Annotated in this window: 22 protein-coding genes; 6 read left to right on the top strand and 16 right to left on the bottom strand. The window is 59.5% G+C overall.

Annotated elements, in window-relative coordinates:
* The first annotated feature begins 16 nt into the window (after nucleotides 1-16).
* Nucleotides 17-412 (top strand): VOC family protein, encoded by a 396-nt coding sequence (locus AAE029_RS15460; protein WP_371073743.1) that lies wholly within the window; start codon nucleotides 17-19, stop codon nucleotides 410-412.
* A gap of 55 nt (nucleotides 413-467) precedes the next feature.
* On the opposite strand, the gene AAE029_RS15455 is transcribed toward AAE029_RS15460, so the two are convergent.
* Nucleotides 468-860: a PRC-barrel domain-containing protein gene (locus AAE029_RS15455; protein WP_371073742.1), complete on the bottom strand. Its 393-nt coding sequence runs from the start codon at nucleotides 858-860 to the stop codon at nucleotides 468-470.
* A gap of 349 nt (nucleotides 861-1,209) precedes the next feature.
* On the opposite strand from AAE029_RS15455, the gene AAE029_RS15450 reads away from it, so the two are divergent.
* Both AAE029_RS15450 and pgi read left to right on the top strand, forming a co-directional pair.
* Entirely contained in the window at nucleotides 1,210-2,907 is a 1,698-nt protein-coding gene (locus tag AAE029_RS15450; RefSeq protein ID WP_371073741.1) for a long-chain fatty acid--CoA ligase, read from the top strand.
* Nucleotides 2,908-3,183: 276 nt separating this feature from the next.
* The gene (gene pgi, locus AAE029_RS15445; RefSeq protein ID WP_371073740.1) at nucleotides 3,184-4,809 is read left to right on the top strand and encodes a glucose-6-phosphate isomerase; all 1,626 of its coding nucleotides are present in this window, start codon (nucleotides 3,184-3,186) and stop codon (nucleotides 4,807-4,809) included.
* Between the two features lie 189 nt (nucleotides 4,810-4,998).
* Here pgi and AAE029_RS15440 read toward each other — a convergent pair whose 3' ends face one another.
* The 3 genes from AAE029_RS15440 to AAE029_RS15430 form a co-directional block, all read right to left on the bottom strand.
* Nucleotides 4,999-5,925, bottom strand: a complete 927-nt coding sequence (locus AAE029_RS15440) for a carbohydrate kinase (RefSeq protein ID WP_371073739.1) — start codon at nucleotides 5,923-5,925, stop codon at nucleotides 4,999-5,001.
* Nucleotides 5,926-6,007: 82 nt separating this feature from the next.
* Nucleotides 6,008-6,697, bottom strand: coding sequence for an orotate phosphoribosyltransferase (locus AAE029_RS15435; protein ID WP_371073738.1), 690 nt, complete (start codon nucleotides 6,695-6,697; stop codon nucleotides 6,008-6,010).
* Nucleotides 6,698-6,923: 226 nt separating this feature from the next.
* Nucleotides 6,924-7,580, bottom strand: coding sequence for a TetR family transcriptional regulator (locus AAE029_RS15430; protein ID WP_371073737.1), 657 nt, complete (start codon nucleotides 7,578-7,580; stop codon nucleotides 6,924-6,926).
* Between the two features lie 100 nt (nucleotides 7,581-7,680).
* Between AAE029_RS15430 and AAE029_RS15425 the strand changes: the two genes are divergently transcribed.
* Nucleotides 7,681-8,511 carry an NmrA family transcriptional regulator gene (locus AAE029_RS15425; RefSeq protein ID WP_371073736.1) on the top strand — a complete coding sequence of 277 codons (831 nt, stop codon included), beginning with the start codon at nucleotides 7,681-7,683 and terminating at the stop codon, nucleotides 8,509-8,511.
* Entirely contained in the window at nucleotides 8,508-8,987 is a 480-nt protein-coding gene (locus AAE029_RS15420) for a DUF1772 domain-containing protein (protein ID WP_371073735.1), read from the top strand. The genes AAE029_RS15425 and AAE029_RS15420 overlap by 4 nt, the downstream gene beginning before the upstream one ends.
* A gap of 13 nt (nucleotides 8,988-9,000) precedes the next feature.
* On the opposite strand, the gene AAE029_RS15415 is transcribed toward AAE029_RS15420, so the two are convergent.
* From AAE029_RS15415 to AAE029_RS15390, 6 genes are all read right to left on the bottom strand, one after another.
* Nucleotides 9,001-10,179, bottom strand: a complete 1,179-nt coding sequence (locus AAE029_RS15415; protein ID WP_371073734.1) for a diguanylate cyclase — start codon at nucleotides 10,177-10,179, stop codon at nucleotides 9,001-9,003.
* 288 nt (nucleotides 10,180-10,467) lie between these two features.
* Nucleotides 10,468-11,508: a dihydroorotase gene (pyrC, locus tag AAE029_RS15410; protein ID WP_371073733.1), complete on the bottom strand. Its 1,041-nt coding sequence runs from the start codon at nucleotides 11,506-11,508 to the stop codon at nucleotides 10,468-10,470.
* Nucleotides 11,509-11,586: 78 nt separating this feature from the next.
* Complete coding sequence (locus AAE029_RS15405; protein WP_371073732.1) at nucleotides 11,587-12,213, bottom strand: nucleoside triphosphate hydrolase; 627 nt, start codon at nucleotides 12,211-12,213, stop codon at nucleotides 11,587-11,589.
* Complete coding sequence (locus AAE029_RS15400) at nucleotides 12,210-12,992, bottom strand: ATP-binding cassette domain-containing protein (protein ID WP_371073731.1); 783 nt, start codon at nucleotides 12,990-12,992, stop codon at nucleotides 12,210-12,212. Before AAE029_RS15400 ends, AAE029_RS15405 begins: the two co-directional genes overlap by 4 nt.
* The gene (locus AAE029_RS15395; RefSeq protein WP_371073730.1) at nucleotides 12,992-14,074 is read right to left on the bottom strand and encodes an ABC transporter permease; all 1,083 of its coding nucleotides are present in this window, start codon (nucleotides 14,072-14,074) and stop codon (nucleotides 12,992-12,994) included. The genes AAE029_RS15400 and AAE029_RS15395 overlap by 1 nt, the downstream gene beginning before the upstream one ends.
* Before the next feature lie 176 nt (nucleotides 14,075-14,250).
* Nucleotides 14,251-15,276 (bottom strand): sugar ABC transporter substrate-binding protein, encoded by a 1,026-nt coding sequence (locus AAE029_RS15390; RefSeq protein WP_371073729.1) that lies wholly within the window; start codon nucleotides 15,274-15,276, stop codon nucleotides 14,251-14,253.
* A gap of 533 nt (nucleotides 15,277-15,809) precedes the next feature.
* Between AAE029_RS15390 and AAE029_RS15385 the strand changes: the two genes are divergently transcribed.
* A complete protein-coding gene (locus AAE029_RS15385) occupies nucleotides 15,810-17,057 on the top strand; it encodes an ROK family transcriptional regulator (protein ID WP_371073728.1) in 1,248 nt (415 codons plus the stop codon).
* 105 nt (nucleotides 17,058-17,162) lie between these two features.
* On the opposite strand, the gene AAE029_RS15380 is transcribed toward AAE029_RS15385, so the two are convergent.
* The 6 genes from AAE029_RS15380 to AAE029_RS15355 all read right to left on the bottom strand — a co-directional run bounded on the left by AAE029_RS15380 (nucleotide 17,163) and on the right by AAE029_RS15355 (nucleotide 23,760).
* Nucleotides 17,163-18,212, bottom strand: a complete 1,050-nt coding sequence (locus AAE029_RS15380; protein WP_371073727.1) for a proline racemase family protein — start codon at nucleotides 18,210-18,212, stop codon at nucleotides 17,163-17,165.
* Nucleotides 18,213-18,226: 14 nt separating this feature from the next.
* Nucleotides 18,227-18,937 (bottom strand): SDR family oxidoreductase, encoded by a 711-nt coding sequence (locus tag AAE029_RS15375; protein ID WP_371073726.1) that lies wholly within the window; start codon nucleotides 18,935-18,937, stop codon nucleotides 18,227-18,229.
* A gap of 104 nt (nucleotides 18,938-19,041) precedes the next feature.
* A complete protein-coding gene (locus AAE029_RS15370) occupies nucleotides 19,042-20,289 on the bottom strand; it encodes an NAD(P)/FAD-dependent oxidoreductase (RefSeq protein ID WP_371073725.1) in 1,248 nt (415 codons plus the stop codon).
* 54 nt (nucleotides 20,290-20,343) lie between these two features.
* A complete protein-coding gene (locus AAE029_RS15365; RefSeq protein WP_371073724.1) occupies nucleotides 20,344-21,690 on the bottom strand; it encodes an alpha/beta hydrolase in 1,347 nt (448 codons plus the stop codon).
* A 496-nt stretch (nucleotides 21,691-22,186) separates the two neighbouring features.
* Nucleotides 22,187-23,065 (bottom strand): aldo/keto reductase, encoded by an 879-nt coding sequence (locus AAE029_RS15360; protein ID WP_371073723.1) that lies wholly within the window; start codon nucleotides 23,063-23,065, stop codon nucleotides 22,187-22,189.
* Between the two features lie 302 nt (nucleotides 23,066-23,367).
* Entirely contained in the window at nucleotides 23,368-23,760 is a 393-nt protein-coding gene (locus tag AAE029_RS15355) for an NUDIX domain-containing protein (RefSeq protein ID WP_371073722.1), read from the bottom strand.
* Between the last annotated feature and the right edge of the window lie 37 nt (nucleotides 23,761-23,797).

Here is a 23,797-nt window from a genome sequence, read left to right as displayed (position 1 = left end):
AAAGAGGAGCTTTGCCTTGGCCAAGATGATCCATTCCATGATCCGCGTCGTGGACGAGGCGCGGTCCGTCAATTTCTATGGCAAGGCTTTCGGTCTTTCGGTGGCCGACCGGGCCGATTTCGAGACCTTTACACTGATCTATCTCAGCAATCGTGAAACGGGCTTCGAGTTGGAGCTGACCGTCAACAAGGGGCGAACCGAACCCTATGCGCCGGGCGACGGCTATGGCCATCTCGCCTTTTCCGTTGATGAAGTCGCGGTGGAGCACAAGCGTCTGAGCGAGCTCGGCCTCAATCCCGGCAAGCTGATCGAGCTCACTCGCGACGGAAAGCTGTTTGCGCTGTTCTTTTTCATCACGGATCCGGATGGCTACAAGATCGAAGTGCTGCAGCGCCACGGCCGATATCGGTAGAATCAGAAGGCCCCGCAAATGCGGGGCCGCGCCGTTTCATCCGTGCGGATGAGGACTACATCCAGTAGGGTGGAACGCCGTAATAGTCATAGACCCGGCGATTATAATTATTGTACCAGCTGTCGTCGTCATCCGCATAGCTCGGTGCGCCTTCGATCTCTTCCTTCGTCAGGTCGATCCTATAGCCATCGAGCTGTTCGTCGTAATTCAGCTTCTCCCATGGCAGGGGATAATGGTCCTGACCCAGGCCCAGGAAGCCGCCGAAGCTCAGTACGGCATAAGCCACGCGGCCGCCGCGCTTTTCTAGGATCAGTCGTTCGATGGAACCGATATGCCTACCGTCCGCACCATAGACCCGGGTACCTTCGACGCGATCACTGGCGATCAGCGTCGGCGTGTCCTTCACTTCGGGATCACGGCGAGTGTTGTCAGCGTCCTCGTGCAGCATCGTACATCTCCTTCAATGTTGGTTCCTCATTGTTTTCTATCTGTAAAAACGCGCCCTTTGCTTCAAGGTTCCGGCATAACGTCAGCCCAGAGCCGGATGATTTCCCGACATCTGGATCCGTCTCTCCGCTCAAAAGTTAGGGTGGATATTGCCCAAAAAGGCGCGCGCATTTTTCGACATCTCGCCCTTAGCGCATCAATAAATTGACGTTTACGTTAAAGTTATTATAGCCTTGTGCTGCTTGAACCGTTCAGGCAAAAGCATAAGCTGCCAGGCGGGTAAGCGGAGGACTTCCGGCCGGGCATATTGGGGACCGGCCTGCGGCCGCGCTCTTGGGAGGAGACCCTGCATGAACAGTATTCCCGCCCCTTCGGGCGATCAGGCACGCGAAAGAATCTGGCTTGCTTCCTATCCGGATGCCGTTCCGGCACAGATTCCGCCGCCAGAATACGCTTCGCTCGCCGAACTCTTCGAAAAGATGTGCGCGCGCTATGCCAACAGGCTCGCCTTCTCCAGCATGGGAAAGGCGATGACCTATCGGCGGCTCGACGAGCAGACCTGGAAAATCGCCGCATGGCTGCAGGGGATAGGGCTGCAAAAGGGTGATCGCGTCGCGGTGATGATGCCGAACATCCTTCAGAACCCGATCGCAGTCTATGGCATTCTCCGGGCGGGTCTCGTCGTCGTGAACGTCAATCCGCTCTATACGCCGCGCGAACTGGAACATCAGCTCAACGATTCGGGAGCCAAGGCGATCTTCGTGCTGGAAAATTTCGCCAATACGGTCGAACGGGTGCTGGTGAAGACCGATATCCGCCATGTCGTCGTGACGTCATTGGGCGAGATGCTGGGCCTCAAGGGCTACATCGTTAATTATGTCGTGCGTAAGGTCAAAAAACTGGTGCCCGACTGGTCGATCCCGGAGCACAAGCGCTTTTCCCGCGTGCTGACCGAAGGTGCGCGCCTTTCTCTTCAGCCTGTCGAGCTTTCGGGCAGCGACCTCGCCTTTCTACAGTATACCGGCGGCACGACGGGTGTGGCGAAGGGCGCGATCCTGACGCATGCCAATCTGCTGGCAAACCAGCTACAACTCTCGCTCTGGCTTAACTCGGCCTACGGGGAGAAGGCGCGTCCTGAGGTGCTGACCTTCGTCTGCGCGCTGCCGCTCTATCACATCTTTGCGCTGACCGTGAATTCATTGATGGGCCTTTCGCTTGGTGCCCACAACGTGATGATCGCCAACCCCCGTGATATCCCCGCCTTCGTCAAGGAACTCGGCAAATACCGTTTCGACATCTTTCCCGGCCTCAACACGCTCTTCAACGCGTTGATGAACAATTCCGATTTCGCCAAGCTCGACCTTTCGCATCTCAGCACGCTTGCCGGCGGCATGGCCGTCCAGAGACCGGTTGCGGAGCGTTGGCGGAAGATGACCGGGACCTGGATAACGGAAGGCTACGGACTTTCGGAAACTTCGCCGGTCGCGAGCGCCAATCGTTTCGATTCTCCGGAATTCACGGGCAGCATCGGGCTACCCCTGCCCTCCACGGATTTCGACATCCGTGATGACGACGGCAATTCCCTGCCATCAGGCGAAGTCGGCGAGATCTGCATTCGCGGGCCGCAGGTGATGGCTGGATACTGGCAGAAGCCTGAGGAGACCGCCATGGTCATGACACCGGACGGATTTTTCCGCAGTGGCGACATGGGCTTCATGGACGAGCGCGGCTTTACCAAGATCGTCGACCGCAAGAAGGACATGATTCTGGTTTCCGGCTTCAACGTCTATCCGAACGAGGTCGAGGAGGTCGCAGCTATGCATCCCGGCATCCTGGAAGCGGCAGCGATCGGCGTGCCCGACAAACATGCCGGCGAGGTCGTCAAGCTGTTCGTCGTCAAGAAGGATCAGGGTCTGACGGAGGCGGATGTGAGGGCCCATTGCGCCGCAAACCTCACCAATTACAAACGGCCGCGCCTTATCGAATTCCGCACTGAGCTGCCAAAATCCAATGTCGGCAAGATCCTGCGCAAGGAATTGCGCGGCTAGAGAAGATGCTCTGAAATTAAAGAAGTGGAGCGTCCTTCGTGGGTTCGTTCGCATGCGCGCCGCTCCATGGTTTTCATGCATGTCGTTACCGCAAAGCAGCTGCACACTTTTGCACGACATGCATTTATCAGACCGTCATTTTATTCAGGCATTTATTCTGCCGTTCGCTCTTGCCGGCGAACGGTTTTCTTACATTTCTCCCCGAGCGCGAACTTGATTTAAGCCGCACAAAGCGAATAGTTTCCGCGACCTTCTCCGCACCTCAAGGAGTCTTCCATGCAAACCATCGTCGAACAATTGAAGAGCACCGCCGGTGCCACCAAGTCCACGGATATTCGCGCCGCTTTTGCCGCCGATCCACAGCGCTTCTCCCGCTTCAGCGCATCGCTCGACGATCTGCTGATGGACTATTCAAAGGCCGCCGTGAATGACGAGATCCTCGGCCTACTGGTGAAGCTTGCAGAGGCTGGCGGCGTCGAAGCAAAGCGCGACGATATGTTCTCAGGCAAGCCGATCAACTTCACGGAAAACCGTGCGGTCCTACATACAGCGTTGCGCAACCGTTCCAACACACCGGTGCTCGTCGACGGCAAGGATGTGATGCCCGAAGTCAACGCGGTGCTCGCTGCGATGGGCAAATTCGCCGACGGAATTCGCTCCGGCGCCCTGAAAGGTGCGACGGGCAAAAAAATTACCGACGTCATCAATATCGGCATCGGCGGCTCCGATCTCGGCCCGGCGATGGCCACGCTGGCGCTCGCCCCCTTCCATGACGGCCCTCGCGCCCATTTCGTCTCCAACATCGACGGCGCCCATATCGCGGACACCCTGAAGCTGGTGCAGCCGGAAACGACGCTTTTCATCATCGCGTCCAAGACCTTCACCACCATTGAAACGATGACCAACGCGCAGACGGCGCGCGCCTTCATCGCCAAGGCGCTCGGCGAAGCTGCCGTGCAGCATCATTTCGCAGCCGTTTCCACCGCGCTCGACAAGGTCGCAGCCTTCGGTATCGGGAGCGAGCGTGTCTTCGGTTTCTGGGACTGGGTCGGCGGCCGCTACTCCATCTGGTCGGCGATCGGCCTGCCGCTGATGATCGCGATCGGCCCGGAAAATTTCGGCAAATTCCTCGACGGTGCACACGCGGTCGACAACCATTTCCGCAAGGAGCCGATCACGAAGAACCTGCCGATGCTGCTCGGCCTCATCGGCTTCTATCAGCGCAATATTCTGGGATACCGCACCCGTGCGGTCCTGCCTTACGACCAGCGGATGTCGCGCTTTCCGGCCTATCTGCAGCAGCTCGACATGGAATCGAACGGCAAGGGCGTGACCGTCGACGGCACGCCGGTTGTCGGTTCTTCAGGTCCGGTCGTCTGGGGCGAGCCCGGCACCAATGGCCAGCATGCCTTCTTTCAGCTTATCCACCAGGGTACCGATATCATTCCGGGCGAATTCATGATCGCCGCCAACGCCTTCGAGCCGGAGCTGCGTCACCAGCATCAGCTCCTGATGGCGAACTGCCTGGCGCAATCGGAAGCGCTGATGAAAGGGCGCACTTTCGAAGAGGCCAAGGCGCAGCTTACCGCCAAGGGGATGGACGAGAAGCAGGCGGCCTTCATCGCGCCTCACCGCGTCTTCACCGGCAACCGTCCGTCGATCACCTTCATCTACGATAAGCTGACGCCCTATGCACTTGGGCGACTGATCGCGCTTTACGAGCATCGCGTCTTCGTCGAAGGCGTGCTCTTCCGGATCAATTCCTTCGACCAGTGGGGCGTCGAACTCGGCAAGGAACTGGCCACCGGCCTGCTGCCGGTTATCGAGGGCAAGGAAAGTGCTGCGAAGCACGATTCTTCGACGGCTGGCCTCGTCGCGGCGCTGGCGAAACTGGCGAAGTAAGAGGGCTGGAACGGCCCCTCATCCGCCCTTCGGGCACCTTCTCCCCGCAAGCGGGGCGAAGGGGGAGTCGCACCCTCCCTCGTCCCTCACGGCGATGTTGGTCTACCGTCACCGCCGCTTGCTCGATCGTTCCCTCGCCCCGCAAAGCGGGGAGAGGGCTAGGGTGAGGGGCGAATCTAACCTTTTAATTCAAAGCCCGATCTCATGCGCCCAGGGCGGATTCGCACCGGCGCGGGAAACGGTGACGGCAGCCGCCTTTGCCCCGAGGGCCAAGGCGTCGCGCAGCGCTTCTTCCCCGAGAGACGCAACCTTCGCCTTCGTCAGCAGATCGTTCATTTTCAGCGAGGCAAGGATGCCGGCATCGAAGGTATCGCCGGCTCCGACCGTGTCGACCACGGTGACGCGTTCACTCGGAACGGAGACCTTCAGCGACTTTGTATAGCCCGTCGCACCTTCCGCACCCCTGGTGATGACGATGAGCTTGGCGCCGTGGTTCAGCCAATGGGCAGCGAGTGCGTCATGGTCGCCTTCGACGCCGAACCATTCGAGGTCCTCATCCGAGAATTTCAGAATATCCGACATCGCGGCCATGCGGGTGATGCGCCCCATATGCGCCTGCTTGTCCCTGATGAAGCCTGGACGAATGTTGGGATCGAGCGAGATCACGCGGTTTACATGTTCCCGCTGCATCAATGTTTCGTAAGTCTCGCCGCAAGGGCTGGAGATCAGGCTGATGGCGCCGAAATGCAGCGCCTCATAGCGGTCGTCAAGAACCGGCAGGTCGGTCTCGGTAATCATACGACCTGCGGTGCCTTCATCGTAGAAGGCATAGGTTGCCTGCCCGTTGACGAGCTTGACGAAGGCAATCGTGCACGGACGGGCTACAATCGCGCAAGGACCGAAATCCACCTTGCTTGCGACCAGCGTCTCACGCAGGATATCGCCCATCATGTCGTCGGAAAGCCCGGTGAAAAAGGCTGTCGGCACGCCGAGGCGGCCAAGCGCCACCGCGGTATTGAAAATGGCGCCTCCGGCATAGGGAGCAAAGCCCTTTTCGCCGAGCGTCGTATCCCGCGGCAGCATGTCGATCAGGGCTTCACCACAGCACAATATCATTCCATCCTCCCGGGAGATCCTGTCTCCGCATTCAATCTTCAAATCGATTAGATAAAATTACGGCAAAAGCAAAGCTCGTATCTCAAAGTGACGAGATACCGCCGTGGCGTGCGGACCATGCAAGCGGTGCATCGAGGAACGATTCCACCTCCGCCAGCGTCCTGTCGTCGAAAAGCTTCTGGGCCTTCGCCACCGCAAGGACATCGCGCCAGGTGGCGATGTAGTGCAGCTTGACGTTACCGTCGGCAAAACGCTTTTCACCTTCGCTGAAGATACCATAGTAGAACAGCGCTATGCCGTGATCGACGATGCCACCAGCGGCGCGGATGGCATCGATGAACGTGAACATGCTGCCGCCGGCCGTCGTCAGATCCTCGATGACGAGGACGCGGGCACCCTCAGGCATGTGGCCTTCGATCTGTGCATTGCGGCCATGTCCCTTCGGCTTCTTGCGCACATAGATCATCGGAAGGCCGAGTCGCTCCGACAGGAAGGACGCAAAGGGGATACCGGCCGTCTCGCCACCGGCGACGACATCGAACTGCTCGAAGCCCGCATCACGCTGGATGACGCCTGCGGCAAAGTCCATGACGGCCGAGCGGATACGCGGATAGGAAATCAGCTTGCGGCAGTCGATATAGACCGGGCTCGCCATGCCGGAGGCGAACTTGTAGGGCGTCTCGGCGTTGAAATGCACCGCCTTGATCTCCCAGAGCATCTTCGCCAACAGTTCGGCCATGACTGCGCGGTCGGTAAAGGTGGTCTGGATCATGCGGCGCTCTCCTTCGGCTTTCGGACGTCCTCGCGGCAATAGCAGCAAGCGCCGAAGGTTTCCAGAAGGAACCGGCCAATTCGCCGAAAGATGATCCTTTGCAGCTCCTGCCAGAGCGGGATGCCGAAAAGTGTGCGCGGTTTTCGGGCGACATCCCGCTCTAACTCTTTAATGTCGATCAGGATTCAGATTCAGGCCGAATTGGCCTGAAATCATCGTGATCTAGTCACCTTGCAGAGAGGGCGCCGATATCGGCTGGCAGCATCTCCTTGAAGAGCGCGATTGCTTTTTCCCCTTCCCTTTCATCGAGTGCGATTGCATAGCGGACGGCCGCCGCAATCAACTGCATGCACAGACGGGCGATCCGAACCAGCTCATCGGGTTCCCGCTCCGGCCAGAGGCGCGTCAGGACGCCAAGAAGAGCCTGCGAATGGAACTCCATATCCTCGGCGTCGATCTCCTGCAGGACCTTGTCAGCCTGCGTGGCATGCCAGATATCCCGCATGACGGGCTCATTGCGAAACATGGCATAATAGCCGTCGACGATGCTGCCGAGGGCCGGTTTGACGCCATTGGCATTTGCCACATTCGCCAGCTCCTCCACCACGCATTGTCTTCCCTGCTCGTTGAAGCGCTCGGCAAGAATGCGGATGATTGCGGCCTTGTCGGGAAAATACTGATAGAGCGAGCCGAAGGAGACATCGGCTTTTTCCACGATATCGCTCATGCGCAGGCCGTCGCTGCCGTTCTTTTCGATCAGTTCCGCCGCCACTGACAAAATCCGCTCGACACGTTCGCGACCACGCCGCTGGCTCGGAATCCTCCGCGGCAGTCCCGACGGGTCCTGCTTTCGTCTGCGCCTTGCGACCGGTTCTTCCGACATGAACGATTCCTTTTTTAATTGACAATCAAAATAAGAGAAGTTATCACGTTTTGCAAATGCGAGAAATTATCGCATTTCAATCGGAGGAAGGAGTTTCACGATGCAAAATTCTGAAATTGTCCTTGTCGGGGGGTTAGGTAAAACCGGCGCGCGCATTGCCAATCGTCTGAAAGATCGTGGCCTCAAGGCTCGCCCGGCTTCCCGTTCGACGACACCTCGTTTCGACTGGCAGGATCGCGACACATGGCGCTCGGCACTTGCCGGAGCGTCTGCCGTCTACGTGACGTTCCAGCCAGATCTCGCCGTCTCATGGGCGGCGGAAGCGATCTCCGCCTTTGCGAAGACTGCGGTTGGCTGCGGCGTCAAGCACACCGTCCTGCTTTCCGGCCGCGGCGAGGACGGCGCTATTCGCAGCGAAGAGGAACTGAAGGCGGTCGGCGTGGATCACACTATCCTGCAGGCAACCTGGTTCTGCCAGAACTTCAGCGAAGGCGCCTTTCTGGACGGCATCCTTCAGGGCAAGCTGGCACTGCCGGTAGGTGACGTGCGTGAACCGTTCGTTCATGCCGACGATATCGCGGATGTCGCCGTCGAAGCCTTCCTCGATCCGCGTCATCGCAACCGGACCTATGAGCTGACGGGACCTCGCTCCCTGACTTTTCGTGAAGCGGTGTCCGAAATTGCCGCCGCCTGCGGACGGAAGATAGATTACGAGACCGTCCCTGTGGAGACATTCATCGACGAGATGGCCGCGGCGGGTCTACCGAGGGAAACAACCGACCTCCTGCATGAGCTTTTCACTGAAGTTCTCGATGGGCGCAATTCCCGTGTCATGGACGGCGTCCAGCAGGCGCTCGGAAGGAAGCCCAAGGACTTTTTCGATTACGCACGGGAAACGGCGGCGACCGGCATCTGGAGTGCGCGCCCATGACCTACCCGGTTACGAGCCTCGCCCTTATTGTCGCCGCGATCGGCAGCGGCCTTATCGCCGGCATCTTCTTCGCCTTTTCGGCCTTCATCATGACGGCCTTTTCCAGAATTCCTCCGGAGCATGGCATCGCTGCCATGCAGTCGATCAACACGACGATCCTGCGTTCACCTTTCATGGTGTTGTTTCTGCTGACGGCCGCTCTGTCGGTGGTCATCGCGGTTATGGCCGTTCTTAACTGGCGCGGGGCGGCAAGCGTCGCCATGCTGGCGGGTGCAGTTCTCTATCTCGTGACCTGCTTCCTCTCGACCATCGTCTTCAACGTTCCCCTTAACGATGCCCTGGACAAGGTCGACGGTCGCACGGCGGAGGCGGCCCAGCTCTGGACCGCCTACCTTAGCGACTGGACAAGGTGGAACCATCTGCGCACGGCAGCGTCACTGCTCGCGTCGATCGCCTTCCTGAGGGGGTTAGTCTAAGAGGCTTGCGCAGTCAGGAGGCGCTGAGCGAGGCATCCTGCGAGACCGCACGGAGGAAACCCGCAACCTCCACGCGGTTTCGGCCACCGCGCTTTGCAGCGTAAAGGGCATTGTCAGCGGCGCTGAGCATGGCGTCGAAATCCGCCTCCTGATCTGTGCCCGACGCAACACCAACACTGACGGTACATCTCAGCAATTTGCCATCGATATCGATCTCGCGCGTCTCGAATGAACCGCGTATCCGTTCCGCGACGACTTCGGCCCGGCCGGGCAGGACATCCTTCAGCACGAGGGCAAATTCTTCACCGCCGAGGCGCGCGGCGACATCGCTCGGGCGGCAATGGGCGGAAAGCTCTGCCGCAAAGATCTTTAGAACCCTGTCGCCGGCCGCATGACCATGTTGATCATTGACCGACTTGAAACGATCGACGTCGAAAACGATAACCGCCATGGAGGTGCCGAATGACCGCTGGCCGTAGAGATCAAACAGCGCACGACGATTGAGAAGGCCGGTCAATGGATCGGTCATTGCATCAAGGCGATGTTTGGCCGCGAGCCGCCATTGATGAAGGGCGAGCGACAGAGCGCCGATGCCCGTCATGCCGGCAATGCAGACGGCGATATTTAAATCTTCGGCCCAGTTGTCCGGTGCGGCCCCCAGGACAAGTCTGCCATCCCAGACGAGCATCAGCGCGCAGAGTGTGAAAGATATTGCGGTCAGCGTGTAGAGGCCGGTTATTCCCATAACCGGCACGGGCGCCTCCGCATAACCGCGCCAATATTCCCACGCCGTCATGAAGAGAAGAATCGCGATGACGAGATTGTCGATAATGAATGCCAGGCCGTCATAACCCGCGATCATCGGCGGCAGCGTCACGAGAAATGCGAGAGCTGTCCATAGCGCAATGCGCAATTGGGACAAGCGGCCGGTGCGGAACTGATAGGCCGCCCCCCAAATGACCGAAAAACCGGCGAGAAACAGGATGAAGCTCACCACACCGAGAAGGCGATCGGGCAACACGACATAGGCGCTGTAGGCGAAGATGCCGGCTATGACGAGGACGAGGCCGCAGGTACCGGTCAGCAGGAAAGTATCCGCGCGACGAGTGAGCCAGCTTACCATCAAAGTGACGGCAAGGCAGGTCGCCGAGACACCCAGCGCCAGCAGAAGAGAATTGTAGTCCAGCATCATGCGTCGGGTCTCCGCGGCTTTCGCCGCGCTTTCGGTCCGCGCAATCTACCTTAACAGTGGTGTCGAATGCGTTACGCAATCCATTAAAAGTCATGGGTTTTCAGGAGCGGGATGCCGAAAAGTGTGCGCGGTTTTCGGGCGACATCCCGCTCCAACTTTTTGATTTAGAGGCGGATTCAGATTTCAGGTCGATTCGACCTGAAATCATCCGGCTCTAGGCCGCAGCATGCTGGAGCGACACGTCCCGAAGCTCAATTTTGGGAGGTTAGGGTTGAGCCAACACTGCCCTCAAGGCTCGACGTTCCAGTAGAGGGGAAACATCGGATCGAAAACCGTCACCGGACCGGCACCTGTTTCGATTTTAGACGGGAACGCGACGGGCTCCGAACGCCTGACGAGAGTGATCCTGTCCTCATTCGGAGCCAATCCGTACCATGCCGGCCCGTTCAATGAAGCGAAAGCCTCCAATCGGTCGAGCGCATTTTCCTCCTCGAAGACATGCGCCAGGCAGCTCATGGTGTTGACCGAGGTGTAGATCCCGGCGCAGCCGCAGGCACATTCCTTGAGCGGATCGACATGCGGAGCGGAATCGGTTCCGATGAAGAAACGGCCGTCCCCGCCCGTGGCGGCTGCCCTCAGAGCAAGACGGTGTTTTTCACGCTTGGCGACGGGAAGGCAGTAATAATGCGGGCGGATGCCGCCGACGAGGATGGCATTTCTGTTGATGATGAGATGATGCGTCGTGATCGAGCCGGCGAGATTGGCCTTGGATGACCTGATATAATGGATGCCGTCGGCGGTCGTCACATGCTCCATGGTAATCTTCAGTTCCGGCAGGCGCCGGCGCAGGGGGTCGAGCACGGTCTCGATGAAAACTGCCTCACGGTCGAAGATATCGACCTCCGGCGTCGTCACCTCACCGTGGACGCAGAGCGGCAGGCCGATCCGGGCCATGCGCTCCAAAACCGGCATGGCCCTCTCGATATCGCGCACGCCGCTGTGGGAATTGGTCGTGGCACCGGCGGGATAGAGTTTAACTGCGGTGATCAGGCCGCTCCTCTTGCCCTCCTCGACATCGTCCGGATTGGTGTGCTCGGTCAGATAGAGCGTCATCAGCGGCTCGAAACGATCGCCCTCAGGCAGCGCTTTCAGGATACGTTCGCGATAGGCCTTTGCGTCCGCCGTCGTTACCACCGGCGGAACAAGGTTCGGCATGATGATGGCGCGGGCGAAATGCCGGCTCGTATCGCCGATCACGCCTTGCAGCATCGCGCCGTCGCGCAGATGCAGATGCCAGTCGTCGGGGCGGCGGATGGTGAGCGTTTCCATGGCAGTATCTCCGGGCAGTCATCTTTACGCGCCCTCGATATCACCATCGGCCATGACAAAACAACGGCCACGTACGATCTAAACCGCCTCGATCGTCAGATCCGCAGGGCGGCGATTGTCCAGGATGAGACGGCCATTAGGAAGATCATTGCCGTAGACCTTGGCGCTTGCGGCATCGTCGTCGAGGTCATAGCCCTTCCAACGCTCCCACAATCGTCGCTCTAGGACCTCGATCGGCGGCGCCAGCATGATCGAATAGTCGAACTTGCCCTCGAGTTCCGCCCATTTTCCCTGGCTCAAAAGCAGGTAGTTGCCTTCGACGACGATGAAGCGATGATCGGGCGAGACGACGCGCGCCGATGCGATGGCGATCTCGCGCGAGCGGTCGAAGACCGGCACCAGCACCTCCTGATCGGCGACGGCGACAGCCTTGATGATATCCAGGAATGCCCTGACATCGAAACTCTCCGGCACACCCTTGCGCGCCAACAGCCCCTTCTCGGTCAACACGGCATTGTCCATATGAAAGCCGTCCATCGGCAGGACTTCGGCACTTTCGCCTCTTGCCCGCAAGGCATCGACAAGGTTGTCGGCCAATGTCGATTTTCCGGCACCGGGTGGTCCGGCAATGGCGATCATAAATCGCTTCGCATCGCCGGCGCGCGCGATGATTTCGCCGGCGATGGTCCCAAGCGTGGCATTCATGCAGCGACAGTCTCGGTCGGCGCAGCCTTGGCACCGGTCATGAAGGCAACCGCATCGGACATCGAATATTCCTTCGGATTGATAACGGTGAGACGCCGTCCGAGACGATGGATGTGAATGCGATCCGCCACCTCGAAGACATGCGGCATATTGTGCGAGATCAGCACGATGGGCAAGCCGCGCGCCCGCACATCGAGAATGAGCTCGAGCACCCTTCTGCTCTCCTTGACGCCGAGGGCGGCTGTCGGCTCATCCATGATGATGAGCTTCGATCCGAAGGCGGCTGCACGCGCCACGGCCACGCCCTGGCGCTGACCGCCGGAGAGCGTTTCGACCGCCTGGTTGATGTTCTGGATCGTCATCAGGCCAAGGTCCGTGAGCTTCGCCCGAGCGACCTTCTCCATCGCCGCATGATCGAGCTTGCGCAGATATTTGCCCATGAAGCCCGGCTTGCGGATCTCGCGACCAAGGAACATGTTGTCGGTGATCGAAAGCGCCGGCGACAGGGCAAGGTTCTGATAGACCGTTTCGATGCCGGCCTTGCGCGCATCCATCGGCGTGCGGAAATGTACCGGCTGCCCCTCCAGCCGGATCTCGCCTTCGTCGGGATGGATCGCGCCGGAAATCGCCTTGATAAGCGACGACTTGCCGGCGCCGTTGTCGCCGATGACCGCAAGGATTTCGCCCGGATAAAGGTCGAAATCGGCGTGATCGAGGGCGGTGACACGACCATAGCGCTTTACGAGCCCACGGGCGGTGAGGATGGGTTCCTGAGCCATCAGCCTGCTACCTTTCTGATCCACTGGTCGATTGCAACGGCGGCGATGATGAGCACACCGATCAACAGATAGGTCCATTGCACGTCTGTCCCGAGCAATCTGAGACCGAGCGAGAAGACGCCGACGATTAGCGCGCCGAAGAGCATGCCGAGGATGGATCCACGACCGCCGAAGAGCGAAATTCCGCCGATCACGACCGCGGTAATTGATTCGATATTGGCGAACTGACCCGCCGTCGGAGAAACCGAGCCGATGCGGCCGATCAGAGTCCAGCCTGCCAGGGCACAGATCAATCCCGACAGGACGTAAACGGAAACCAGCATGCGCTTGACGTTGACACCGGAAAGCTGCGCGGCATCCGGGTCATCGCCGACCGCATAGACGTGCCTGCCCCACGCGGTATGGTTCAGCACGTACCACAGCACCGCGACGAGGAGGACCAGGGTTACGACCCCATAGGTAAAGACCGCGCCGCCAAGCCGGAAATTGTTGCCGAAGAATTGCAGGATCGGCGCCGTCGTTTCGATATCCTGAGAACGGATCGTTTCATTGGCCGAATAGAGGAAGTTCGAGGCGAGCACGATCTGCCACATGCCAAGAGTGACGATGAAGGGCGGCAGCTTCATGCGCGCAATGAGCACGCCGTTGATGTAGCCGCAGAGGGCTCCGACTGCAAAGCCGCAGAGAATTGAAAGCCCAGGCGGCAAACCATAGCGGAAGGTGAACTGCCCCATGACGACCGAAGACAGCACCATGATGGCGCCGACGGAGAGATCGATGCCCGCGGTCAGGATGACGAGCGTCTGCGCCGCTCCGACGATGCCGGTAATGGCAACCTGCTGCAGGATCAGGGTCAGCGAAAAAGCCGAGAAGAACTTGGATCCCAGAAGCGCCCCGAAGATGATCAGCGAGAGCACCAGAACGATCAGCGAGACGCCCGAAGGGTTGGAGTGGAGAAGATGCTGCAGCTTCTGCAGCGGGGTCCTCTCATGTGTGTCGAACGACGCCACTTCGGTGGAGCTATCCTTCAGGACCTTCTCGAACTCCTGGGACGGTGGTGCGGTTGTTGTTGGCTCGCCCATTTAAAATCCTCCGCCTGATCACGCCTCGGCAGCGCCCCCTAGGCGCGGCAGATTCCCCACCTAATGGGCATCCTCCGCCCATGGAGCGGGCTAAGACCGATGGCTCGCTGTTAAAGATGGGAAATGCGGGGGACGCATTGGCCCGCATTTCCCTCGGTATCATGTAAAAGAGGCTATCAGCCCCAGCACTTTGCGAGACCTTCCTTAGTGTCGATCGAGGTCAGCCCCGACACCGGCTTGTCGGTCACCAACGTCACGCCGGTGTCGAAGAAATTCTTGCCTTCGGTTGGCTTCGGCTTTTCTCCGGTGTCGGCGAATTTCTTGATCGCCTCGACGCCGAGAGCTGCCATCTGCAGCGGGTATTGCTGCGAGGTCGCACCGATAATGCCGCCGGCGACGTTCTTGACGCCCGGGCAGCCACCGTCGACGGAAACGATCAGAACGTCCTTCTCACGGCCGACTGCTTTCAGGGCTTCGTAGGCGCCTGAGGCGGCAGGTTCATTGATAGTGTGAACGACGTTGATGGTCGGGTCCTTCTGAAGAAGGTTTTCCATTGCGGCACGGCCGCCTTCTTCATTCCCATTGGTGACGTCGTGGCCGACGATCCGCGGATCGTCCTCATCGCCGATCCGGTTCGGATCCTTTGTGTCAATGCCGAAGCCCATCATGAAACCCTGATCGCGCAGGACGTCCACAGAGGGCTGCGAAGGCGTCAGGTCGAGGAAAGCCACCCTGGCATCCTTGGCGGAGTCGCCCAGCGTTTCCTTGGCCCATTGGCCAATCAGTTTGCCGGCGAGCAGGTTGTCCGTCGCAAAAGTGGAATCGGCAGCGTCGATCGGCTCGAGCGGCGTGTCGAGGGCGATAACGAGAACGCCGGCGTCGCGTGCCTTCTTGACGACCGGGACAATGCCCTTGGTGTCGGAAGCCGTCAGCATGATGCCCTTGGCGCCGTCGGCAATACAGGTCTCAATTGCCGCGACCTGGCTTTCGCTGTCGCCGTCAATCCTGCCGGCATAGGATTTCAGCGTCACGCCGAGTTCCTTCGCCTTGGCGGAAGCACCTTCCTTCATCTTGACGAAGAAAGGATTGGTGTCGGTCTTGGTGATTAAGCAGGCGGTAACGTCGGCCGCATGAGCCGGCATCGCAAAGACGACGCCGAGAGCAAGGCCGGCGAGTGCGGACGAAATAATCGATTTCTTCATCTAATCCTCCCGAGGACATCAAGGGGCGGAACCATCCGGTTCCGGTTACAGGCGCGACACCTCATGCAGACCCTTCAGAGGCTCCTCCAAGCCGCGTCGCATCCCTTACGCTCATAATTTAGAGCGCAAAGGCACTCGACTGTCAATAAATAAATCCAGTTGAATTACTAATCAAATGTGGCATTCTGCCTGGAAACCGATCAGAGGCCCGATCGACAGGCAGGCATCTCGGTGCTCATGAAGTGCGGAGGAAACAGTCGAAGCATCAGAAGCCTGCAGGCCATTCGCCACGTCGTCGAAACCGGCTTGCACCGACGCGAAAACCCTGGAGAGTAAAAACCTCTCCTTGTATTTCGTCGCCTCGCCAGCCACTCCATAGACGGCTTCGATCAGATCAGATGGCCCCTACAGCGCCGTGCGTCTTTTCAGACGCACAAAGGTCGCTGTAGCACTTTGAATTGCTGCATGTTTTTATCCTTAAATCGGCTCCGACTTAAGGAAACATGCAGTCCCGGAAAGGGAGGAATAGGCCGATGTCATCCGTGGAAGGACCGGTCAGCCAGCCGGTTCAACCTCATATTCTGGATACGGGCGGCGGCTCGAACCAGATTCGAGTCCGGGCTTATAATGAACGGCTGGTGTTGTCGCTCGTGCGTCGTCACGGTGCACTGTCGAAGGCTGAGATCGCCCGGCGTACGGGGCTCTCGGCGCAGACCGTCTCCGTCATCATGCGAGCGCTCGAGAAGGAAGGATTGCTTGCGCGCGGTGCGCCAATCCGCGGCCGCGTCGGACAGCCGTCCATTCCGATGCGGCTCGATCCCGATGCGGTCTTCTCCTTCGGCCTGAAGATCGGCCGCCGCAGCGCAAGCCTCGTCCTGATGGATTTCGTAGGCCGGATCCGTATGCAATTGCAGCAGACCTATCCCTATCCATTGCCACAGGACATCATGGCCTTCGTCGCGGCCGGCGTCCGGGACATCGAGGGACGAATAAGCGAAAGGCAGCGTCAGCGCATCGCCGGCGTGGGAATTGCCGCCCCATTTGAGCTCTGGAACTGGGCTGACGAGGTCGGTGCACCGGAAGGCGCGATGAATATCTGGCGCGGCTTCGACCTTCAGGCCGAGGTTGCCGCCAAAGTCCCCTACCCCGTCTATCTTCAAAACGATGCCACAAGCGCCTGCGGAGCGGAACTGGTGTTCGGCGTGGGTGCCCGCTATCCGGATTTTGTCTATTTCTTCATCGGCTCCTTCATCGGCGGCGGCATCGTGCTCAATTCCTCGATCTTCGTCGGCCGCACCGGTACGGCAGGCGCGATCGGGCCGCTACCGGTCCGTGATCGCGATGGCGAGACGCGTCAGCTCTTGAAAATAGCGTCGATCTTCGTGCTCGAAAACCTGCTCAGGGAGCACGGTTTCGACCCACAGCCGCTCTGGTATTCGCCGGATGACTGGATCGATTTCGGCGAACCGCTGGAGATCTGGATCCAGGATACGGCAAAGGCGCTCGCCCAGGCAATCGTCGCTGCCGCCTCGATCATCGATTTCAGCGCGGCGGTGATCGATGGCGGCTTCCCCGCCTGGGTCCGCGAAAGGATAGTGACGGCCACGATCAGGGCTGCTTCAGAGCTCGACCTGCAGGGGGTCGTCATGCCTGATATCATCGAGGGTGCGGTCGGACCGCAGGCGCGCGCCATCGGCGGGGCAAGCCTGCCGATCTTCGCCCGTTATCTCATCGATCAGAACGTCCTCTTCAAGGAGATCGACCACGGCATCGGGAGCTAATGCGGCTGGAGCGGTTCAGCTTTTCACGGAAGCGCAGAACCGCTCTAACTTTTGTTCTACGCAATTCCGAACGGAAAACCGCTACGCACTCTTCCTGGAATTGCTTTAGCGTCCTGTGCCAATCTCCCCCGCGGACGGACCCCAGACGTCGGTGAGCGCAAAGCCTTCCGCCATCGGATCGAAGGGATCAAGTGCGACCTGCGACAGGCCGAAGGTGAAACCGCGCCCGGTGATCGTCGGGATGATCGCTGGCTTGCCGGCGACTTTCGTCTCTGCCGACAGACCCACCTCGAATTCCGAGCCGATGATCGAACGTGACTTGAAGACGTCGCCGACCTTTGCCCTGCCACGCGCATGCAGCGTTGCAAGGTTGGCTGAATTGCCGGTGCCGCAGGGCGAACGATCGACACGCCCTGGCCACATGGTGGTGCAGGTGCGCACGGCGCCGTCCGGATCGACATCACGGAACATGACGTAGGCAACGCCGGAGATCGCCGAGATTTCCGGATGGACGACAGGGCTCGCGCGATTGATGAGATCCTTGAGGATCATGCCGGCCTGGACGAGCGAAGCGGCATTCGCCTTCTCGATGGTCATGTTGATCTGACCGACATCCACGAGCGCATAGAAGATGCCGCCATAGCAGATATCGACCTTGATCCTGCCCCAGTGCGGCGTGTCGACCGCGACATCAAGCTCGTGCACGAAGGATGGCACCATGGTGAGCTTCACTTTCTCGCAACGCCCCTCGCGGCAAGTGGCCGTTGCCCTGACGAGGCCGGCGGCGGTATCGAGCGTGACGATCGTTTCCGGCTCCTTCATCTCGACGATGCCGGATTCGAGCAGGGCCGTGGTGACGCAGATCGAGTTGGAGCCGGAGCTCGCATGCGCCTGATCCGGCTGCAGGATGATGAAACCGGCATCGGCTTCCGGGTGTTTCGCCGGCAGCAGCAGGTTGACCGAGCCGATCGGCGCGCCGCGCGGCTCGAGAACGAGGAAGCGGCGCAACTCCTGCCCCTTGGGATCGGTGTTCAGCCAATGAAGTTGTTCGGCAATCGAATTGCCCGGGATTTTCGGAACGCCGCCGACGGCGACCTTACCGATCTCGCCTTCGCAGTGAACGTCCAGAAGCTGGATCGTACGCTTCCATCTCATCGTTTCGTCTCCAATCAAACGTGGCGGGTGACGCCGCCATCGACACGGATGTTCTGGCCGGTGATGTAGCCGGCGCCGTCGGAGAGCAGGAAGGCCGCGGTCTTGGCGATCTCTTCCATATGACCGATGCGCTTCATCGGGATCTTGTCGGCGGTTTCCGGCTTGTGATTCAGGCTGTCGATATAGCCCGGCAGGATGCAGTTCATGCGGATATTGTCCGCCGCATAACGGTCGGAATAGAGCTTCGCAAAGGCGCCGGCCGCCGCCCGATAGGTGCAGGACACGGGGAAAACCAGCGACGGCTCGTAGGCGGCAAAGGTGGTGATGTTGACGAAGGCGCCCTTGCCCTGTTTCAGCATGACTGGCGTCACGAGGCGCGCCATTCGGACGAGCGACAGGATCATCATATCCGAGCCGAGCGTCCAGTTCTCGTCGGTGATATCGAGCAGATCCCCCTTCGGCGGATGGCCGGTATGGTTGACGACGGCGTCAATGCGGCCGAAGCTCCTCATCGTCAGGTCGAAGATCGCCTGGATGTCCTCGGCCTTTTCTGCGACGCCGCGCGAAGCAACACCCCCGAGCTCGGTTGCCAGCTTCTCACAGCTTTCGGAAGGCGACATCAACGCCAGCCGGTAGCCGTTTGCACGGAGTTCACGGGCGATCGCCTCGCCCATGCCTCGGCCGCCACCGGTGATAAGAGCGACAGGTTTTTCAGCTTCGGACATCGCTTTCCTCGTAGATCACGATTCGACCCAAAATCATCATGGTCGATTCTAATAGTTTAGAGCGGGATGCGGGCGGAAAACCGCACACACTTTTCCTCATCCCGCTAGTATCGATCAATGCGGAACGGCCTCATGTCGACCGCCGGCGTAACGCCGCTCATCATATCCGCCAGAAGTCGCGCCGTCGTTGCCGAATATGTAAGGCCGAGATGGCCGTGACCTGTTGCGTACCAGACATCAGGCAAACGGGACGAGGGCGAGATGATCGGAATTGTATCCGGCAAGGCCGGACGATGGCCCATCCATTCCGTCGCCTGCTCGACCTGCAAGCCCGGCAACGCGCGCTGCGCATGGCGAACGAGCACGCGCGGGCGGCGGAAATCCGGCGGCGCATCGAGGCCTGCAAGCTCGACATTGCCGCCGACGCGGATGCCGCCCGCCGTCGGCGTTACCATGAATGCGCGATGCGGCCAGATGATCGAATAGCGCATGGAGATGCCGGGCCGCATGATCTGCGTGTGATAGCCGCGCTCGGTCTCGAGCGGGATCGGCTCGCCGAGCCTTTCTGCGAGGAAACGGGTGCGCACTCCCGCGGCGAGGATGGCGGCATCGGCCGCAATCTTTTCCCCACTTTCAAGGTGCAGCCAAACGCCGCCCTCTGGCTTTCGCTCCACTGTCTTTGCTGCGCCCAAGCGGAATTCGGCGCCCTCGGCCTTCGCCGCCTCCACCAGCTTTACAACGAGCTGATAGGGATCGCGGACGGACTTGTTGTCGGGCAGCAGCACGGCCTTGGCGATCGCCGGCGATAGCGCCGGCTCATAGTTACGAATTGCACCGCCATTCAGAACCTCGAATTCGAAGCCGTATCGCTGCATCAATTCGATGTGGCTACGGTCGCTGGCGAATTCCGCTTCTGTCTCGTAGATCGCGAGACACCCCTCCTCCGTGATCAGGTCCGGCGCGCCGATCGCATCGAGCATCGTGCGGAAATCGCGAAGGGCATGGCGGGAAAGGCTCATGCCTGCATCCTCGATCTGACGCAGGCGAGATGGGCGGCCGGCGGCGACAAAGCGCAGGAACCAAGGCAGCATCTTTGGCGCATAGGCAGGCCGCAGCCAGACCGGACCCTCCGGATCCAGCAGCCAGCGGGGGATTTTTCGCCAGGTAGAAGGCCCGGAGCCGGCGGCAAAATCGAGCGCTATGCTCGCCATGTTGCCAAAAGACGTGCCGCGCCCAGGCTCGCCCTGGTCGAGCAGCGTCACCTTCCTGCCCCGTCGCTGCAATTCGAAGGCAATCGCAGCCCCGATGACCCCGGCGCCGACGATTACCACCGATTTCCTATTTGCTTCCATTTGCACCCGCCCTTGACCATTCACCCTTGTGATATATCAGCAGGCGGGTTCTGACTATTGGTTTTTTCGGGTTAACGGCCGCGGCGCACCCGATGTCTCGGATTGCTCCAAACCGGCGCTTACGCTGTCACCGACCGAACCGACAGTATTGCCGACCGACTGCCCGAAGCGCTGAACCTGGGCCTCGTAATTACGCCTGGTGCGCGGATCGAAGATTGCAATCGGCGTGCTGACCGCCACGCTCGCGGCGCTGCCGACCGTCTGCGCCGCGCCCATCGCAACCGCGCCGACGGCTTCGCCAAGCCCGACCTCGGAATCGGTGATGGTCTGTCCGTCAATCAGCCGATCGCCGATCAGCTTCACGACCTCCGGACTTTCGGCAAACTTGCCGTGATTCAGACGATCGCCGGTCTTGAGCTTCGTCAGGTCGAGAACAGTGATACCCTCCTTCTCGAGCGCGCTGCGATAGGGCTCCGCCGTCGGGTCGATCTGCCCGAGGCGATCGATATTGCCGGAAATGCGCCGCGACAGAGCAAGCGCGCGATCGTCCTGTGAGACGAAGAGCGTGAAATGCGGCTTCTCCTTGCCGAGGCTTGCGAACTGGCGGCCAAAGACGTCCACGTCGAGATCCGGCGAGGCAAGAATGACGTTGCGAATCTTGGGCGCCACGCGCCCGTCACGGATCGCCATCTGCCGCAGTGCCTCGACGGTCAGCCATGTTCCCATGGAATGGGCCATGATTGTAACCTCGCCGACAGCAGGATTTTTTGCTGTGCGGCGCAGCAATTCTTCGAGCGCATCACGGGAATAATTCGTGCTTTCCTTGTCGTAATTATAGTCGAAGATGCTCGCACGCGACGGCCAGGTGAAGACGACGGGCGCCACATCGGCATGGGAATCGTGGACAATCTGGGCAAACCGATAGACCGAATCCTCATAGCGGTTGTTGAAGCCATGAACGAAGACCAGCACACGCCGGTCTCTCGGCATATGGCGCTTCAGCCAGCTTTCCCCTGCCGTCTCGCCCGTCAGCGGATCGACGGAAACGGTAACGAAATCTTTCATCGGATTGCCGGGAAGTCTGCTCGGCCATTGCACCTGGCCGACTTTGCGGTTGGCGTCCGGCGGAATAGAGACGCCAACTGCATTGACCGTCAGCCCGGTGCCACGTTCGCCGGAAAAGAGAACGGCCGGATTGTCCGCCGGTGCGCGAGTTGTTGCCACGAGCAGTTCCACCTTAGACGTCCCCGGCAGGGTCGTTCCGACTGGCGCCATCACGCCGATCGGGCGTTCACCGCAGGCCGAGAGCGCAACGGAAAGCGCAATTATTCCCGCGAAAATATCCGCTTTCCGGCAGGCAATGGCAATTCTACGCAGGCGTTCCGCCCAATCCAGCATCACTCACAACTCCAAAGGTCACGGTCTTCCTTAGCGTGAGAGGCGCGAACATTCCACCGGGGCCGCAATATCGGAGATGGCGCCGAGACGAAAAGAGCCCGGTGCGGGAGGAGGTGCACCGGGCTCTTAAGCCTGACTGGCAACTGGGAGGAGGAGGAGTGTTGCCAGTCCGATGAAAGAGCGCTGGGAGGAGGAGTGCGCTGCTTTCGAGGGTGTAGATACACAAGGCTTGGACTCATGCCTAGCCCGTCTCGCTGCATTGCAGCAATGCAGTGGACGCAATACTTTTATTCGCCATCGCTTAAATAGCTTCATTTTGCGGCAGCACAGGCTGGCGGCCCGGATTGGCGAAGCGCGACCGCATGAAGTTGACTTAATCGTGATCGGTCATATCCGCGATACCGTCGTATCTATGGCGCGAATGAGCCCACAGGCCTGTGTGAAGAAGCGGCCGCCTCATCAGCAGCCGCCACCATTCGGCAAGCCGGAGCGCGCGCGCTCAGATTGCCTTGAACTGAGCCTTCCCCTCGCGATCGAGCGCCGTGAATTCCTCATCGGATAGCGTGATATTCATGGCAGCGACATTTTCTTCCAGATGCTTGACCTTGGATGTGCCCGGGATCGGCAGCATCACCAGGCTGCGCTTCAGGACCCAGGCAAGCGCGATCTGGCTCGGCGCGGCATCGTGACGCCTGGCGATCGTGTCGAGCAACGAGCCCGGATTGGCGAGCGTGCCCGCCGCCAACGGGTACCATGGGATGAAGCCGATGCCGTGCTTTTCGCAATAGTTGAGAACGTCTTCGCTGGTACGATCGACCAGATTGTACCGGTTCTGCACGGTCGCCACCTTGAAGATCTTGGAAGCGGCCTCGATATCGGCGACGGAGACTTCGCTGAGGCCTGCCTGCCGAACGATCTCGGCGTCGATCAGGGACTTGATCGCGTCGAACTGTTCCTTGGCGGGAACCTTCGGATCAATGCGATGAAGCTGCCAAAGGTCAATCTGCTCGACACCGAGATTGCGAAGACTCTTGTGCGCTTGCTGGATCAGATATTCGGGACGACCGAGCGAGATCCACTGGTTTGGACCTGTGCGTGCCAGGCCGGCCTTTGTCGCAACGATGGTCTTGCCGTAGGGATGAAGCGCCTCGCGGATCAGGCGCTCTGAAACATCCGGGCCGTAGGAATCCGCTGTATCGATGAAGTTGATGCCGAGTTCCGGCAGTCGCCTCAGCGTGCGGATGGATTCGTCGTGATCGGCAGGGTCACCCCAAATCCCCTCGCCGGTGATCCGCATGGCGCCGAAGCCGAGGCGGTTGATTTCGATATTGCCACCGATCCTGAAGGTGCCCGACTTGGATGCATCATAGTCTGACATGGTCTTTCCTTTCTTGCTTTCGTCACTCAAAAAACTGCGATCATGCTGCAAAGTCGGTCGAGCGCGAAACCTGCTCCCAGGCGTCGAATCCGGACTTCAGCAGTCCAAGCTTTTCACGCACGAAGTGACGTTGATGAAATGGCCGGCGCGGCGCCTTTTCATATAGGGCAGGACCACCTGCATGACAGCCACAGCATCGGAAACATCGACCTCGAGAAGAAACAATGACGTGCAAAAGCCGACCCTTTGTTGCGAAGAACCAGCGTCAGCCACGACCAATCGCTATCGAGGGCGGTTGGCGGTCAGGCGGATAGCTCTCGGAATAGAGGCCTGTAGCCACGCAGAGCAATATCCCTGATGAGCGTTGCTTCATCCAGATCGAACCATCTCAACTCAGTGTGCTCATCGCCCAATAATTGCGGTTCGCCGCCATCCCACTGGGATATCTTATAAACGTGATATCGAATTTCAGGGTCCGCTTCTTCCGAAAGCTCGCCTATCTTGGCGTAGATAAGCGGGGTTAATCCAACCTCCTCCTGGCATTCGCGAACCAGTGCCGTCTCAAGTGTCTCGCCGCTTTCAACATGGCCGCCGACCAGGTCCCAACAGTTTGGGTAGCGGCGTTTGTGAGACGCGCGTTTCGCCAGCAAGATCCGTTTTTCTCTCGTGAAAATAGCACAGGTGATATCTGTCACCGAAGGTTTCGTCCACTTCTGCGATAATCGATACTTG

The organism is Sinorhizobium sp. CB7 (genome assembly GCF_041357635.1).
Taxonomy (GTDB): Bacteria; Pseudomonadota; Alphaproteobacteria; order Rhizobiales; family Rhizobiaceae; genus Rhizobium.
Note: the sequence above shows the minus strand (reverse complement) of the source record. Positions and strands in the feature narration are given on the sequence as shown.

Excerpts from the sequence above, each read along its gene's own strand:
- AAE029_RS15455 (WP_371073742.1), bottom strand. The coding sequence starts at position 860 with ATGCTGCACGAGGACGCTGACAACACTCGCCGTGATCCCGAAGTGAAG.
- AAE029_RS15450 (WP_371073741.1), top strand. The coding sequence starts at position 1,210 with ATGAACAGTATTCCCGCCCCTTCGGGCGATCAGGCACGCGAAAGAATC.
- pgi (WP_371073740.1), top strand. The coding sequence starts at position 3,184 with ATGCAAACCATCGTCGAACAATTGAAGAGCACCGCCGGTGCCACCAAG.
- AAE029_RS15440 (WP_371073739.1), bottom strand. The coding sequence starts at position 5,925 with ATGATATTGTGCTGTGGTGAAGCCCTGATCGACATGCTGCCGCGGGAT.
- AAE029_RS15435 (WP_371073738.1), bottom strand. The coding sequence starts at position 6,697 with ATGATCCAGACCACCTTTACCGACCGCGCAGTCATGGCCGAACTGTTG.
- AAE029_RS15430 (WP_371073737.1), bottom strand. The coding sequence starts at position 7,580 with ATGTCGGAAGAACCGGTCGCAAGGCGCAGACGAAAGCAGGACCCGTCG.
- AAE029_RS15425 (WP_371073736.1), top strand. The coding sequence starts at position 7,681 with ATGCAAAATTCTGAAATTGTCCTTGTCGGGGGGTTAGGTAAAACCGGC.
- AAE029_RS15420 (WP_371073735.1), top strand. The coding sequence starts at position 8,508 with ATGACCTACCCGGTTACGAGCCTCGCCCTTATTGTCGCCGCGATCGGC.
- AAE029_RS15415 (WP_371073734.1), bottom strand. The coding sequence starts at position 10,179 with ATGATGCTGGACTACAATTCTCTTCTGCTGGCGCTGGGTGTCTCGGCG.
- pyrC (WP_371073733.1), bottom strand. The coding sequence starts at position 11,508 with ATGGAAACGCTCACCATCCGCCGCCCCGACGACTGGCATCTGCATCTG.
- AAE029_RS15405 (WP_371073732.1), bottom strand. The coding sequence starts at position 12,213 with ATGAATGCCACGCTTGGGACCATCGCCGGCGAAATCATCGCGCGCGCC.
- AAE029_RS15400 (WP_371073731.1), bottom strand. The coding sequence starts at position 12,992 with ATGGCTCAGGAACCCATCCTCACCGCCCGTGGGCTCGTAAAGCGCTAT.
- AAE029_RS15395 (WP_371073730.1), bottom strand. The coding sequence starts at position 14,074 with ATGGGCGAGCCAACAACAACCGCACCACCGTCCCAGGAGTTCGAGAAG.
- AAE029_RS15390 (WP_371073729.1), bottom strand. The coding sequence starts at position 15,276 with ATGAAGAAATCGATTATTTCGTCCGCACTCGCCGGCCTTGCTCTCGGC.
- AAE029_RS15385 (WP_371073728.1), top strand. The coding sequence starts at position 15,810 with ATGTCATCCGTGGAAGGACCGGTCAGCCAGCCGGTTCAACCTCATATT.
- AAE029_RS15380 (WP_371073727.1), bottom strand. The coding sequence starts at position 18,212 with ATGAGATGGAAGCGTACGATCCAGCTTCTGGACGTTCACTGCGAAGGC.
- AAE029_RS15375 (WP_371073726.1), bottom strand. The coding sequence starts at position 18,937 with ATGTCCGAAGCTGAAAAACCTGTCGCTCTTATCACCGGTGGCGGCCGA.
- AAE029_RS15370 (WP_371073725.1), bottom strand. The coding sequence starts at position 20,289 with ATGGAAGCAAATAGGAAATCGGTGGTAATCGTCGGCGCCGGGGTCATC.
- AAE029_RS15360 (WP_371073723.1), bottom strand. The coding sequence starts at position 23,065 with ATGTCAGACTATGATGCATCCAAGTCGGGCACCTTCAGGATCGGTGGC.